Source organism: Pseudarthrobacter siccitolerans (genome assembly GCF_001046895.1).
Taxonomy (GTDB): Bacteria; Actinomycetota; Actinomycetes; order Actinomycetales; family Micrococcaceae; genus Arthrobacter; species Arthrobacter siccitolerans.
Genome location: NZ_CAQI01000046.1, coordinates 285,485 through 299,283 on the forward strand (window position 1 = coordinate 285,485; position 13,799 = coordinate 299,283).

At 65.3% G+C, this 13,799-nt stretch carries 11 protein-coding genes and 1 tRNA gene; 6 read left to right on the plus strand and 6 right to left on the minus strand.

Annotated elements, in window-relative coordinates:
• Positions 1-23: 23 nt before the first annotated feature.
• Positions 24-1,184: a galactose-1-phosphate uridylyltransferase gene (gene galT / locus ARTSIC4J27_RS14500; protein ID WP_050055890.1), complete on the plus strand. Its 1,161-nt coding sequence runs from the start codon at positions 24-26 to the stop codon at positions 1,182-1,184.
• Positions 1,181-2,368: a galactokinase gene (gene galK, locus ARTSIC4J27_RS14505; RefSeq protein ID WP_083435473.1), complete on the plus strand. Its 1,188-nt coding sequence runs from the start codon at positions 1,181-1,183 to the stop codon at positions 2,366-2,368. Before galT ends, galK begins: the two co-directional genes overlap by 4 nt.
• A gap of 100 nt (positions 2,369-2,468) precedes the next feature.
• On the opposite strand, the gene ARTSIC4J27_RS14510 is transcribed toward galK, so the two are convergent.
• Positions 2,469-3,407, minus strand: a complete 939-nt coding sequence (locus ARTSIC4J27_RS14510; RefSeq protein ID WP_050055891.1) for a Bax inhibitor-1/YccA family protein — start codon at positions 3,405-3,407, stop codon at positions 2,469-2,471.
• A 473-nt stretch (positions 3,408-3,880) separates the two neighbouring features.
• Between ARTSIC4J27_RS14510 and ARTSIC4J27_RS14515 the strand changes: the two genes are divergently transcribed.
• Genes ARTSIC4J27_RS14515 through ARTSIC4J27_RS14530 form a run of 4 tightly spaced genes read left to right on the plus strand, consistent with a single transcriptional unit; the run spans position 3,881 to position 8,021 of the window.
• Positions 3,881-5,176 carry a branched-chain amino acid ABC transporter permease gene (locus ARTSIC4J27_RS14515; RefSeq protein ID WP_235436685.1) on the plus strand — a complete coding sequence of 432 codons (1,296 nt, stop codon included), beginning with the start codon at positions 3,881-3,883 and terminating at the stop codon, positions 5,174-5,176.
• Between the two features lie 9 nt (positions 5,177-5,185).
• Positions 5,186-6,154: a branched-chain amino acid ABC transporter permease gene (locus ARTSIC4J27_RS14520; RefSeq protein ID WP_050055893.1), complete on the plus strand. Its 969-nt coding sequence runs from the start codon at positions 5,186-5,188 to the stop codon at positions 6,152-6,154.
• Complete coding sequence (locus ARTSIC4J27_RS14525) at positions 6,151-7,248, plus strand: ABC transporter ATP-binding protein (RefSeq protein WP_050055894.1); 1,098 nt, start codon at positions 6,151-6,153, stop codon at positions 7,246-7,248. The genes ARTSIC4J27_RS14520 and ARTSIC4J27_RS14525 overlap by 4 nt, the downstream gene beginning before the upstream one ends.
• Positions 7,245-8,021, plus strand: coding sequence for an ABC transporter ATP-binding protein (locus ARTSIC4J27_RS14530; RefSeq protein WP_050055895.1), 777 nt, complete (start codon positions 7,245-7,247; stop codon positions 8,019-8,021). The genes ARTSIC4J27_RS14525 and ARTSIC4J27_RS14530 overlap by 4 nt, the downstream gene beginning before the upstream one ends.
• A gap of 90 nt (positions 8,022-8,111) precedes the next feature.
• Here the strand turns inward: ARTSIC4J27_RS14530 and ARTSIC4J27_RS14535 are convergent, their stop codons facing one another.
• The 5 genes from ARTSIC4J27_RS14535 to ARTSIC4J27_RS14555 form a co-directional block, all read right to left on the minus strand.
• Positions 8,112-9,464 (minus strand): ABC transporter substrate-binding protein, encoded by a 1,353-nt coding sequence (locus ARTSIC4J27_RS14535; protein ID WP_050055896.1) that lies wholly within the window; start codon positions 9,462-9,464, stop codon positions 8,112-8,114.
• A gap of 217 nt (positions 9,465-9,681) precedes the next feature.
• Positions 9,682-9,755, minus strand: a tRNA-Leu gene (locus ARTSIC4J27_RS14540).
• 20 nt (positions 9,756-9,775) lie between these two features.
• On the minus strand, positions 9,776-10,783 hold the full coding sequence (locus tag ARTSIC4J27_RS14545) for an N-acetyltransferase (protein WP_050055897.1): 1,008 nt from the start codon (positions 10,781-10,783) through the stop codon (positions 9,776-9,778).
• A 95-nt stretch (positions 10,784-10,878) separates the two neighbouring features.
• Positions 10,879-12,351 (minus strand): NAD(P)/FAD-dependent oxidoreductase, encoded by a 1,473-nt coding sequence (locus ARTSIC4J27_RS14550; protein WP_050055898.1) that lies wholly within the window; start codon positions 12,349-12,351, stop codon positions 10,879-10,881.
• 60 nt (positions 12,352-12,411) lie between these two features.
• Positions 12,412-13,797, minus strand: a complete 1,386-nt coding sequence (locus ARTSIC4J27_RS14555; protein ID WP_050055899.1) for a S8 family serine peptidase — start codon at positions 13,795-13,797, stop codon at positions 12,412-12,414.
• Positions 13,798-13,799 lie beyond the last annotated feature (2 nt).

Below are 13,799 nucleotides of genomic sequence, written 5' to 3' on the forward strand. Positions count from 1 at the left end.
GCTGCACTAAAAGGACAGGGTTCATGACCGGAATCACCAGCACCAGGCTCTCCGACGGCCGGGAATTGATCTACTTCGACGACGCCCACGCCCCCAAGGCGCGGACGGCGGAAACCACCGCGGACCACCGCGGCCTGCCGCCACGGGGTGAACCGGGAGAAGTCCGTTTCGATGCCCTGACTGGTGAATGGGTTGCCGTCGCCGCCCACCGCCAGAGCCGCACGCACCTTCCGCCGGCGGACCAGTGCCCCATCTGCCCCACTACGGCCAGCAACCCCTCAGAGATTCCCGCCGACGACTACGATGTGGTGGTGTTCGAGAACCGCTTCCCGTCCCTGGGCCCGGCCCTCGGTTCGGTCCCGGACCACGCTGCCTGGGGAACAACGGCGCCCGCCTATGGCCGGTGTGAGGTGGTGGCCTTCACTCCTGCCCACACCGGGTCCTTCAGCGGCCTGACCGAGGAGCGTTCCCGCACCGTCATCGAGGCCTGGGCCCAGCGCACCGAAGCCCTGAGTGCGCTTCCGGGGATCAAGCAGGTGTTTCCGTTCGAAAACCGCGGCGCGGACATTGGCGTGACACTGCACCACCCGCATGGCCAGATTTATGCCTATCCCTACGTGACCCCGCGGGCCGGGGTCCTTGGCGCCGCGGCCCGGAAGTTCTACGACGCGGCCGGCGGCAAGGAAACGCTGACAGGATCGCTGCTGCGCTCCGAACGCGAGGACGGCAGCCGCATGGTCCTGGAGGGTGAGAACTTCAGCGCCTATGTCCCGTTCGCTGCCCGCTGGCCACTGGAGATCCACCTGGTTCCCCACCGCCAGGTTCCGGACCTGGCGGCGCTGGGCGGGGAGGAGAAGGATGAGCTGGCGCACGTGTACCTGGACCTGCTCAAGCGCCTGGACGCCCTCTACCCCACCCCCACGCCGTACATCTCGGCGTGGCACCAGGCGCCGATTGACGAGCTGCTGCGCCCGGCCAGTTACCTGCACCTCCAGCTGACGTCGCCGCGCCGGGCTGCCGACAAACTGAAGTTCCTCGCCGGATCGGAAGCCGCGATGGGCGCCTTCATCAATGACACCACTCCGGAAAGCGTGGCCGAGCGGCTGCGCAACGTCACCGTTCCGGCCTCCACCCCATCCCCCGCTGCCCTCCAGGCAGCCGTGCCTGAAGGAGCAACCGCGTGAGCGCCGTTCGTGATTCTCTCACCACGCCCGGACCGGCCAGCAGCGAAGATCTGGCTGCCCGGTTCACCCGGGAGTTTGACGGCGTTCCCGCCGGCATCTGGCAGGCGCCGGGGCGGGTCAACCTGATCGGTGAGCACACCGACTACAACGAGGGTTTTGTGCTGCCCTTCGCCATTGACCGGACTGCCCGGGTGGCCGTCGCTGTGCGTTCCGATTCCACGGTGCGGCTCTTGTCCACGTACGGGGACCAGGGCATGGTGACCACATCCCTGGATTCCCTGCAGCCCGGCTTGGCCAAGGGATGGACCAAGTACCCGTTGGGAGTCATGTGGGCACTGCGCCAACGGGGCATCGACGTTCCCGGCATTGACCTGCTGCTGGACTCCAATGTTCCGCTTGGGGCAGGCCTGTCCTCCTCCCATGCCATCGAGTGCGCAGTCGTCTCGGCGCTGAACGAACTGACCGGTGCCGGCCTGAAGGCAGAGGAAATGGTGCTGGCCACGCAGCAGGCCGAGAACGACTTTGTGGGCGCGCCCACCGGAATCATGGACCAGTCAGCATCGCTGCGCGGATCAAAAGGCCATGCCGTGTTCCTGGACTGCCGCAACCAGGAAGTCAGCCTGGTTCCCTTCGAAACGGAACCGGCGGACCTGGTGATGCTGGTGATTGACACCAAGGTCTCGCATTCGCATGCCGACGGCGGTTACGCGTCCCGGCGCGCGTCTTGTGAACTGGGGGCTGAGGTCCTCGGAGTCAAAGCGCTGCGCGATGTCCAGGTAGCCGACCTTGAGGAGGCCTCGGGCCTCCTGGACGAGGTGACGTTCCGCCGGGTGCGGCACGTGGTCACCGAGAACGACAGGGTCCTGCAGACCGTGGAGCTCCTGGCAGCACGGGGGCCGGCATCCATTGGCGCCCTGCTTGATGCAAGCCACGTCTCGATGCGCGACGACTTCGAAATCTCCTGCCCGGAACTGGACCTGGCGGTGGAGGCTTCCCGCGCCAGCGGCGCCATCGGCGCCCGGATGACCGGTGGCGGTTTCGGCGGCGCCGCCATCGCCCTCACACCGGCCCGCTCAGAGCAGAAGGTGCGTGACGCCGTCGTCAAGGCCTTTGCCGACGCCGGCTTCACGGCGCCGGAGATCTTCACGGTGACCCCGGCGGCCGGCGCCCTGCGCATCGCCTAAGTTCGCGTTAACCAGCTGAGGGCCCCACCTGGTGGTGGGGCCCTCAGCTGGTTATTGGCCTACGTTAGAAAAGGACGACGGCGGGTGCGTCACCCGGCAGCTAGTCGTCCCCGCGGAGGATGGCCAGCAGGCGGATGATTTCCACGTACAGCCATACGAGGGTGACGGTCAGGCCGAACGCAGCGGTCCAGGAGAAGCGCTGCGGAGCGCCGCTGCGGACGCCCTCTTCGATGCTGGTGAAGTCCATGATCAGCGAGAACGCAGCCAGGCCGATGGCCAGCAGGCCGATGAACACACCCAACGGGATGCCGAAGATTTCAACCTGGGTGCGCAGGCCGAACGGCTCCTGCACGGCGCCGGTCATCATCATGACCATGTTGACCAGGGCAAACACTGCGTAGCCAATGAGGGCGATCATAAAGAAGCGCATGGCCTTGGGCGTTGCCCGGACCTTGCCGCTCTTGAACAGCACCAGCGTCACGGCGAACACGGACAGGGTTCCGATCACGGCCTGCAGGCCGACGCCGGGGAACTGCGCGTCCAGGATCCGGGTCAGGCCGCCAAGGAACAGGCCTTCCAGTCCGGCGTAAGCGAGGATGAGTGCCGGCGAGGGCTGCTTCTTGAAGGTGTTGACCAGGGCCAGCACAAAACCGCCCAGGGCGCCAACAATCATCAGCAGTGACGCGAGGCCCATGCTGACGAACATGGTGACGGCTGCGCCGGCCACCACAACGCCAAGGCATGCTGCCGTTTTGACGATGACGTCGTCGAACGTCATCCGGCCGGTGTCAGCCGGGCCTGCTGCAGGCTGGTTGTACATCTGCCGCAGCTGCTCGTCGGTCATGGGCTGCTGTCCGTAGCCCTGCTGGCCATAGGGGGCCTGGCCATACGGCTGCTGCCCGTAGCCCTGCTGGCCGAAAGGCTGGCCATACTGCTGGCCGTAAGGAGCCTGGCCGTAAGGAGCCTGCGGGACAGGCGGTGCCTGGGTGGCTCCACGGAAGCTCTTTCCGTTGAAGATCGGGTTGCCGCCAAGTGCCATTGCGGGTTTCCTCCATGTGGTGGGTGGGTATGAACCTTAAAGTTCACGCTACCAATTTCCACGCGGATGCGCCGCTAAAAGTTCCCGGCCTGACGGCGGTGCAACCCAACCGTGACGTACGGCCCGTGCCCGGGGGGCAGGTCGGTCCGGAAGTACCCCTCGAGGAAGCACCTTTATTCAACAAAGGTTTTCCTGGCGCCGCCGCCTTCCTTGGGGCCCGGGCGCCGGCAGTTGTTATCCGATCGCTACCAACAAGGCCGGAACCACAGCAATTGCGCCTTCTTTTGCGCTGTAGCATAAGCCAAGCAGGGTGACGGAACTCACAACCGTGATGGGTGCCGGGCCAGTGGGTGCCATCCCCGTCCTGCGACCGTTCGCAGCGGCTGCAGAGGCGCAGCCGAGACCGCCCCCAAGTGGAGGTTTTCAATTTGAGAAGTACACCCCAAGGCCAGCCGGCCGGAAGACACGGCCGATTGCTGAGACTGCTGGGAGCCATCAGTGCTTCCATCCTGGCGATCCTCCTCGTGGCCGCACCGGCATCCCAGGCCGCTTCCCCCGCACCGACACCATCCCCGTCGAACCAGACCTTCCAGAACAACATCAGCGGATTCCTCCGTGACGACACCCGCGCACCCCTGGCCGGCGTGACCATCACTGCCAAGAGCGGCGACTTCACCGGAACCACGAAGTCCACGGCGAACGGATCCTGGAACATCGGCGTGCCGCAGCAGGGCACTTATACCGTGGAGCTGGACGAATCCACCCTGCCGGAGGGCATCACCCTGGCTGAAGGCCAGGAGAACCCGCGGGAGGTGACGTTCAGCCAGACCTCCAACCTGTCGGTCATCTTCGCCTTCGGCAAAGGCATCGTGGTGCAGCAGCAGGACTTCGGGCAGAACCTTCTCAACCGGCTCGTGGCCGGACTCAGTTTCGGCCTCCTGCTGGCACTTGCCTCCGTGGGCCTTTCACTGATTTTCGGCACCACCGGCCTGACCAACTTCGCCCACGGCGAGATGGTGACGCTCGGCGCGGTGCTGGTGTTTGCGTTCAACGCCATCGGCCTTCCGTTCTGGCTCACGATCATCCTGTCCCTGCTGGGCGGCGGCCTGTTCGGGTACGCCCAGGACCGGGGCCTGTGGCGGCCGCTGCGGCGCCGGGGCACCGGACTGGTGCCCATGATGATCGTCAGCATCGGCCTGGCACTGGCGGTACGCTACGTGATCCAGTTCTACTTTGGCGGCGCCACGCAGCAGCTGCCGTTTGCGCAGAGCCCCGAAATCCAGCTGGGGCCGGTATCCATCTCGCCGAACAACCTCTGGTCCCTGGGCATCAGCGCGGTAGTTATTGCCCTGATCGGCATCGTGCTGCTCAAGACCCGGCTGGGCAAGGCAACGCGCGCAGTGGCGGACAATCCCGCCCTCGCCGCCGCGTCCGGGATCGACGTTGACGGCGTCATCCGCCTCGTGTGGATCACCGGCGGCATGCTGGCCGCCCTCGGCGGCATCCTGTGGGCCTACTACCGCCCCGGCGTCACCTTCGACATGGGTTCGGCCATCCTCCTGCTCATCTTCGCCGGCGTCACGCTGGGCGGTCTGGGAACTGTCTTCGGCGCCCTGATCGGGTCAGTGATCGTCGGCATCTTTGTGGAGCTCACCACCGTGTTCGGCCTCGCCGCCGACCTCAAATACGTGGGCGCCCTCTTCATCATGATCGTTGTCCTTTTGTTCCGGCCACAGGGAATCCTGGGCCGGCGCGAGCGCGTGGGTTAGGAGACAGCCATGGACTTTGGATTTATTCTTGCCAGCGCTGCCGGTGAAATTTTCAGCCCGACGACGGCGGCCTATGCCCTGGCTGCCCTCGGCCTCGCCGTACATTTCGGCTACTCCGGTCTGCTGAACTTCGGGCAGGCCGGTTTTATGGCGGTGGGAGCCTACGGTTTCGCCATCTCCACGCTCACCTTCGGCGTCCCGTTTTTCGTCGGGCTGCTGATCGCCATCATTGCCTCCTCGATTTTTGCGCTGCTGCTGGGTATCCCCACGCTGCGGCTGCGCGCCGACTACCTGGCCATCGTGACCATCGCGGCAGCCGAAATCGTCCGGTACATCGTGACCACCAACCAGCTCACCTCGGTGACGGGTTCGGCAAACGGCCTTGCAGCGTTCGAAGGCGGGTTCTACGCCATGAACCCGTTCCCCGAAGGCTCGTACTTCGGGATGAACAACCGTGACTTCTTCATCCGCGTGGTTGGCTGGGCCCTGGTGGCCATCTGCTGCACACTGGTGTGGCTGCTGATGCGGAGCCCCTGGGGACGCGTGCTCAAGGGCATCCGCGAAGATGAGAACGCCGTCCGCTCCCTCGGGAAAAACGTCTACGCCTACAAAATGCAGGCCCTCATCATCGGCGGCGTCCTCGGCGCACTGGCCGGCATGGTGTTCACCCTTCCCCGCGGAGCTGTGCAGCCGGCAAACTACGGCACGGAACTGACGTTCTTCCTTTACACCTGCCTCCTGCTCGGCGGCCTGGGCACGGTCCTCGGTCCGGTGATCGGCGCCATGATCTTCTGGGTGGTCCTGTCGCTGACCCAGGGCATCCTGTACGGCCTTATCGAGTCGGGGGCCGTCACGTGGCTCAACACGGTCCAGGCCGGGCAGCTGCGCTACATCCTGGTGGGCGTCGCCCTGATGCTGCTGATGATCTTCAGGCCCCAGGGCGTCTTCGGAAACAAAAAGGAGCTGGCGTTCGCATGAGCATGCACAGCACGGAACCAACCAATCCCGGCTCCGCGGAGCCGGACTACATGACCGATGCCCGGCCCATCGCAGCGGGTGACATCGGACCAGGCTGCAAGAAGCGTGATCCCATCGTGGTGGCGGAGAACGTGACCCGAAGCTTCGGCGGCATCAACGCGGTGGACGTCGAATACCTCGAAATCCCCCGCCATAAGATCACTGCCCTGATTGGTCCCAACGGAGCAGGCAAGACCACACTATTCAACCTCCTCACCGGCTTTGATACGCCCAACAGCGGCAAATGGCAGTTTGAAGGCAAGAGCATTGCCGGGGTCTCCCCCTACAAGGTGGCCCGGATGGGAATGGTGCGCACCTTCCAGCTCACCAAGGTCATGGGCAAACTGACCGTTATGGAAAACATGCGGCTCGGCGCGTCAAACCAGCCCGGGGAAAGCCTGGCCAAGGCCTTGTTCAAGGGCATCTGGGGCGGCCGGGAGAAACAAATCACCGCCGAGGCGGACGTCCTCCTCGAGAAGTTCAAGCTGGACACCAAAAAGGACGATTACGCGGCGTCCCTTTCGGGCGGCCAGCGCAAGCTCCTGGAAATGGCGCGCTCCCTGATGGTGCGGCCCAAACTGGTGATGCTGGATGAGCCCATGGCCGGCGTCAACCCCGCCTTGACGCAGTCCCTGCTGGACCACATCAAGAACCTCAAGGCGGAAGGCATGACGGTGCTGTTCGTCGAACACGACATGCACATGGTCCGCCACATCGCCGACTGGGTGGTGGTGATGGCTGAGGGCAAGGTGGTGGCCGAGGGCCCGCCGGCCGAGGTGATGAAAAACCCCGCGGTCATTGATGCCTACCTCGGCGCCCACCATGACGTGGACCTTGGCGACTCCGAGGGCATCAAGGAACTGGCAGCCGAGCTGGTCAGTGACGAAGAGTCGGTGGTGGGAACCGAAAACGCGGGCATCATTTCACTTGACGTGGTAGCCGAAGAAACCGGAACACCCAGGGACACGGAGCGGCCTGCAGGCGGCGGCATTTCCGGCCGCCATGGCAGCACGGACATCAGTGGTGAAGAGCGCCGAGAGAAGGACACCCCATGAGCAGCAGCACGAGCGCGGCGTCCGCCGCCCAGCCGGTCATCGACGGAGACTCGGTGGTGAAGGTCACCGACCTGGTGGCCGGCTACCTGCCGGGGGTCAACATCCTCAACGGCTGCAGCATTGAGGCCCGCAAAGGCGAACTCATCGGCATTATCGGCCCCAACGGTGCCGGCAAGTCGACCCTCCTGAAGGCCATGTTCGGGCTGGTGAAGGTCCATTCGGGCACTGTGGTGGTCCGCGGCCAGGACATCACCGGGCTGAAGGCCAACAAGCTGGTGAGCCGCGGCGTGGGGTTTGTTCCGCAGACCAACAATGTTTTTGCCACCCTGACCATCGAGGAAAACCTCCAGATGGGCATGTTCCAGCGGCCCAAGGACTTCGCTGAGCGCTTCGACTTCGTGACCGGCCTGTTCCCCGAACTCGGCAAGCGCCGCGCGCAGCGGGCCGGCTCGCTGTCCGGCGGAGAGCGCCAGATGGTGGCCATGGGCAGGGCCCTGATGATGGACCCGGCGGTACTGCTGCTGGACGAGCCATCCGCCGGCCTGTCCCCGGTCAAGCAGGATGAGACCTTCCTGCGCGTCCATGAGATCAACCGGGCCGGCGTGTCCGTGATCATGGTGGAACAGAACGCCCGCCGCTGCCTGCAGATCTGCGACCGCGGCTACGTCCTGGACCAGGGCAGGGATGCGTACACCGGCACGGGCCGGGAGCTGATGAAGGATCCGAAGGTGATTCAGCTCTACCTCGGCACCCTGGCCGACACCGTCGAATAGGCCTGGCGCCAGAATCACAAGAAGGAAACACAAAGGGAGCCTCCGTCCAGCTGGACGGAGGCTCCCTTTGTTCTGGTTCAGGAAGGGCTGTTAGAGCTTGCCGAACTCTTCCTTGATTGCCTTGTACTTGTTGTCATCCTGGTACTCGTAGATCCCGATGTAGGCTTCGGTCGGGTCACCGGCGTCCGAGAAGGTCACCGGGCCTGACTGGCCGTCGTAGTCCACGTCCTTGCCCTCGCGGAGCAGCGTGACGCAGGCTGCGTAGGAGGTGCACTTCTCGCCGCCCTCAGAGACTTCCTTGAGCTTGGCTGCGATATCCACGCCCTTGGTGCTCTTTGCCGATTCCGCGGCCAGCGCGATCAGGTTGACGGCGTCGTAGGACTCACCGGCGTAGCTGTAGTCCTTCAGCGCCGGATCGATGGCCAGCAGCTTCTTCTTGAAGTCCTCCTGGGCGAAGGTGCCCGGGATGGTGCCGCGGGCACCCTTGAGGGTACCGGCCTGGAAGTCCTTGCTGTAATCGGAGGTGTTGCCGTCCACCAGGAACATCTGGGTGGGTTTGACACCCTTGCCGGTCATCAGCGGGACGATGCTCTTGGCCTGGTCGAAGGTGATCAGGGCGATGGCGTCGGGCTTGGCGGCAATGACCTTGTCCACCTGGCTGCTGAACTGGGTGTCGCCCTCGTTGAAGAGTTCCTCCGCAACCACCTGGCCGCCAGCTGATTCAAAGGCGGACTTGATGTTCTTGGCCAGCCCTGTGCCGTAGGCGTCGTTCAGGACAATCATGCCCACGGTCTGCGCACCGCAGGTGGCCATGTAGTTGCCCAGGACCTTGCCCTGGAGCACATCCGAGGGTGCGGTGCGCCAGTACAGGCCCTTGTCATCCCAGGTGGTGAAGTCCGGGGAGGTGTTGGCCGGCGAGAACTGGATGACGCCCGCACCGGTGATCTGGTTGATGACCGTCTTGGAAACGCCCGAGGATGCTGCACCGATGACGGCGCTGACGCCCTGGCCGAGCAGTGCGGACGTGGACTGGGTGGCGATATCGGTCTTGGTGTCACCGGAGTCGCGGTGGATAACTTCCACCGGCTTGCCCAGGACGCCGCCGGCCTTGTTGACTTCTTCAATGCCAAGGTTGACGCCGGCGATTTCGGGCGGGCCGAGGAAGGCAAGCGAACCGGTGGTGGGCAGCAGCGAGCCAATCCGCAGCGGTGTATCCGTGGTGCCGGTGGAAGGCGGAATGGAACCTGTCTCCGCAGTCTGCGATGCGGCCGCGCCCCCGCCGCCCTCAGGTGCCGGGCACGCGATACCTGCCGCAGCAGCGGTGGTGGACTCGGACGCCGTGGGTGTGGACGAACCGCCGCACGCCGTCGCCATAAAGGCGACGCCGATGCCAAGCACTGTCAGCTTGGCAGCGCGGGTTCCCGCTTGGGGGAATAAAGTCATTTACGAGCTCCTCGATCTAAAGGTGCGAACGGCCTTTGACACGAAAAATCAGGTGTTCCTGATTTAGCTTCAAGCTAATGCATATCCCAGGCGAAGATAAGTGACTGAGGTCACATCTATATAACAGTCGTTGCATATGCGGAATTAAACGCAGGAAGCCGCCCCTAAGATGGGCGGCTTCCCTTGGTCGCGGCTGCCAGGAGCGACGACGATTTTGTACCCCAGGTGGGACTCGAACCCACAACACGCGGATTTTAAGTCCGCTGCCTCTGCCAATTGGGCTACTGGGGCAACGGCTCCATGGTATCCCGTCAGAGGCGGTTGAATGGTTCGGCATACCGGAAGACGCCGTGGACGCCTCCGGGCCACAGTGCGAGCGGCAGGAGCTGGAAGTGTTCCCCCCAGGCTTCATCCGGCGCGAGGACGCCGAGCGTGGCAGCCGGCACGAAGCCAAACCGCGGATAGTACTCCGGGCTGCCCAGGAGTGCGATGCCGCTCTCCCCCGCAGCGTTGGCCCGGGCAATGGTTTCCTTCATCAGCGCAGAGCCGATGCCCCTTCTCTGGAGCCGAGGGGTGACGCCGATGGGGCCAAGGCCAAGGAGTTCGTGGCTGCCCACCCATCCGCGGGTGCTGATGACGTGGCCCACCACCTCGCCGTCCAGCACCGCCACCACGCTGAAGCCGGGCAGGTATTCCTTGGCCTCGAACAGTTCGCGCAGGACGTTGACTTCCACCGGCTCTCCCTCGGCGGGAAGGCCGGTGGCCGGTGATATGGCGAACGCCTCTGCTGTCAGTGCGAGGATCGCGTCCCGGTCTTCCGGAGCCTCATCGCGCAGTTGCAGCCCGGGAACCGGCCGCCCACCATCCTGAACCTGGGTATCGCCCTGCAGCCAGCCAATGTCCGGCCCCTCGCCCGGTCCCTGCCGGCTGCGGGCAGAGAGTTCAGCCAGCACCGCAAGGGCCCGAGGTGCGTCAGCGACCGGCACCAGGAGATGGTCGTGGTGGAAGCCTGCCAGGACGTTGCAGCTGATGCCGGCGTCCGTGAGGGCTTTGCTGACCGCGGCGGTCAGTCCCACCGCCTCCAGCGCAGAGTGGATCTCCAGGGTGATCCAGGCGCCCACGAAGTCGTAGGACAGCCCTTCCCTGTCCGCCTCGGCACGGGGCAGCACCACGGTAAGGCCTTCGGCTTCGCGGACGGCCGCTTCAATGCCGGTTGCCAGCGGCTGCCCGTGCGGCCACAGGACGTAGACGTACTCACCGGTGCGCTGCACCGGACGCATCCCCGCCAGCAGGGCCTGCAGGTTTTTCTCGCCAGTCATGGTGCCAGTGTAGGAGGCGGAAGAAGCACCCACGCAAACGGCGGCCGTCCCCCGTAAGGGGATAGCCGCCGTCGTGCGTTAAGCCAGGACCGGTCCTACTTGGCGTTGGCCGTCACGGATTCCTTCGGATCGACCTTCGTCTTTTCCGCCGAGCCTGCGGCGCCTGCCGGCGGGGCGGCGGGTGCGGCGGCCGGCTTGGGTGCCGGGGCAGCCGCTGCCACGAAGGCACCGCGCGGGTTGTCCAGGTCCATCAGCTGCGTGGTGTCGCGGCCTGCGAAGAAGCTGAGGATCCAGTTGAAGATCACGCGGAACTTGCGCTCGAAGGTGGGCATGGCCAGGCCGTGGTAGCCGCGGTGTGCCAGCCAGGCGAGTCCGCCCTTGAGCCCGATGCTGCCCACGAGGTTGATGTTGGCAACACCCTTCCACTCGCCGAAGCCTGCAACGGCGCCCAGGTTCTTGTGCTTGTAGTCCTTGAGCGGCTTGTCCCAGCGGGAGGCCCACAGGTTCTTGGCGAGGCGCTTGGCCTGGCGCAGTGCGTGCTGGGCGTTGGGGACGCAGGTGCCGTCCGGCAGGCCCTTTCCGGTGAGGTCCGGGACAGCGGCGACGTCGCCGGCAGCCCAGGCGTTGTCGATGATGCCTTCGTCACCGGCGATGCGCAGGTCCGGCAGGACGCGGACACGGCCGCGGGGCTCAACCGGGAAGTCGGTGGAGCGGACCATGGGGTTGGCCTGTACGCCGGCGGTCCACACGAGGGTATCGGCTTCGAATTCCTGGGCCGGGGTCTTGTCCGGCAGGTTGATGAGCTTGAGGGTGCCTTCGGCGCTGTCCAGGGAGGTGTTGAGCAGCACCTCGATGCCGCGGCTGCGGAGGTGCTCCACAACCCATTCGGCCTGCTTGGCGGTGACCTCGGGCATGATGCGGCCCATGGCTTCGACCAGGACGAAGCGGACTTCCTCCTGCTTGATGCGCGGGTTGTTGCGGACGGCGGCCCGGGCAAGGTCCTCCATTTCGGTGATGCACTCGATGCCGGCAAAACCGCCACCCACCACCACGAAGGTCAGGGCCTTGGCGCGGGCAGCGGGATCGGTCATGGTGGAGGCGACTTCAATGCGCTCGAGGACCTTGTTGCGGAGCGCAACTGCTTCCTCGATGGTCTTCAGGCCAATGCCCTTGTCCGCGAGGCCCTTGATGGGGAAGGTGCGGGTGATGGCACCGGCGGCCAGGACCACGTCGAAGTAGGGAACCTCGAAAGGCGCGCCGCCGTCAGCGGGTGCCACCACCGCGGTGCGGTTGGCGTGGTCGATCCCGGTGACGCGGCCCTGGATCAGTTCGGTCTGCTGGAGGTGCTTGCGGTGGGAGACCACGGCGTGGCGTGCCTCGATGTTGCCACCGGCCACCTCGGGAAGGAAGGGCTGGTAGGTCATGTAGGGCAGTGGATCCACGAGGGTGACGATGCCACCGGCATTCGCGATCTTCTTCTGCAGTTTGAGTGCTACGTACAGGCCGACGTACCCGCCGCCGACGACGAGTACCCTGGGACGGTCCTGGAGCTCTGGGGTGGTTGCCATAGTTTCAAGGATACAGCAGTTTGTGAAAATCTTCACTAACTGTCCGGAAGGCCGGAAACCCTAGGTTTTCCGGCCCGAATCCACCCGGTCCACCACTCCCGTGTCAGGCTCCTCCGGCAGTTCGCCGGGACTTCTGGCCGCCCGCCTGAGCTGGGCCACCGCCGCCGCGATGATCGCCACGAACAGCAGGCCAAAACCGATCACGACGGCAGCGGCAAGGGCACTGTCCCGCTGGGACGGAGGCTCTGCCGCAGGCACGGTGGCCTCGGGCAGCGTGGGCACTGCGCTGGGAAGCTCGGCGGTTGGAGGCGGAGTTGGGGTGGCGAGGTTTCCCCGGCGGTGCACCCTGATCCATTCCGCGATGGAGCCAAGCGGGTTCGCCGAGGCCTCAGGAACGTTGCCCTTGAGCGCAGCTTCCGCGTTCAGCACACCAAACCCGTACAGCGGGTCTTTGCCGGGGGCACCGGCGTCCTTGGCCGTGGACACAATCCTGTTGATGACCTGCTTTGCACTCATCTCCGGCCACTTGGACCGGATCAGAGCGGCGACGCCGGCAACAATGGGTGTGGAGCCGGAGGTTCCCTGCCATTCGGCGTAGCTGCCGCCGGGAACGCCGCCCAGCAGGTTCTCGGCCGGCGCTGCCACGCCGATGCTGATGCCCTGCGAGGACGCGTCAACGGAGGCTGTTCCCTTGCGGTCCAGGCCGGCGACGGTGAGGACGCCCGGAATAGTGGCAGGCGCGCCCACCTGGATGTTGCCGCCTACCCGGTTGCCGGCAGCGGCCACAATCACCACGTCTTTTTGCTCGGCATAGAGGAAGGCCGCATCCCAGCTCTGCGGCCACTGCGGGGTGGTGCTGCCGAGGGAGATGTTGATGACCTTGGCGCCGTTGTCCACTGCCCAGCGGACTGCTTCGGGGATCTGGTCCTGGTCGCTTTTGCCCGAGGGGTTGGTTGAACCCAGCCACGTGGAGACGGAGAGGATCTGGGCTTCCGGGGCCACGCCCACGATTCCGTCAGGAGGAAGCGCCGCGGGTCCCGGTGACGGACTGGCCGTGGCGTCGGCAGGCTGGTGGCCGCGCCCTGCGAGCATGGTGGCCACGAGGGTGCCGTGTTCGGTCTTGGAGCCCACAGTTTTTTGGCCATCGGGCTGTCCGGAGCCGGAGGCGTCGTAGCCGCCCACCACGGCACCCTTGAGGTCCGGGTGCTTGGCGTCCACGCCGCTGTCGATCACGGCCACCTTCACGCCGGCGCCCTTGGAAACCTCCCAGGCCTTGGTGATTCCGGATTCAGCCAGCCAGTACTGTTTGTCGCGCCATTCGTCCGCGTGGGCGGCGGGCGCGGTGACGAGGCCTGTTCCGAGGCAGCAGGCTGCCAGGAGCAGGGCCAGCAGGGCCGCGCCGGCCCGTCCGAGCGGTGGCGTCTTCCCGGTTGCGTGTTTTTGCATGG

Coding starts and splice junctions, on each gene's coding strand:
- galT (WP_050055890.1), top strand. CDS start 24: ATGACCGGAATCACCAGCACCAGGCTCTCCGACGGCCGGGAATTGATC.
- ARTSIC4J27_RS14510 (WP_050055891.1), bottom strand. CDS start 3,407: ATGGCACTTGGCGGCAACCCGATCTTCAACGGAAAGAGCTTCCGTGGA.
- ARTSIC4J27_RS14520 (WP_050055893.1), top strand. CDS start 5,186: ATGGACTTTGGATTTATTCTTGCCAGCGCTGCCGGTGAAATTTTCAGC.
- ARTSIC4J27_RS14525 (WP_050055894.1), top strand. CDS start 6,151: ATGAGCATGCACAGCACGGAACCAACCAATCCCGGCTCCGCGGAGCCG.
- ARTSIC4J27_RS14530 (WP_050055895.1), top strand. CDS start 7,245: ATGAGCAGCAGCACGAGCGCGGCGTCCGCCGCCCAGCCGGTCATCGAC.
- ARTSIC4J27_RS14535 (WP_050055896.1), bottom strand. CDS start 9,464: ATGACTTTATTCCCCCAAGCGGGAACCCGCGCTGCCAAGCTGACAGTG.
- ARTSIC4J27_RS14545 (WP_050055897.1), bottom strand. CDS start 10,783: ATGACTGGCGAGAAAAACCTGCAGGCCCTGCTGGCGGGGATGCGTCCG.
- ARTSIC4J27_RS14550 (WP_050055898.1), bottom strand. CDS start 12,351: ATGGCAACCACCCCAGAGCTCCAGGACCGTCCCAGGGTACTCGTCGTC.
- ARTSIC4J27_RS14555 (WP_050055899.1), bottom strand. CDS start 13,797: ATGCAAAAACACGCAACCGGGAAGACGCCACCGCTCGGACGGGCCGGC.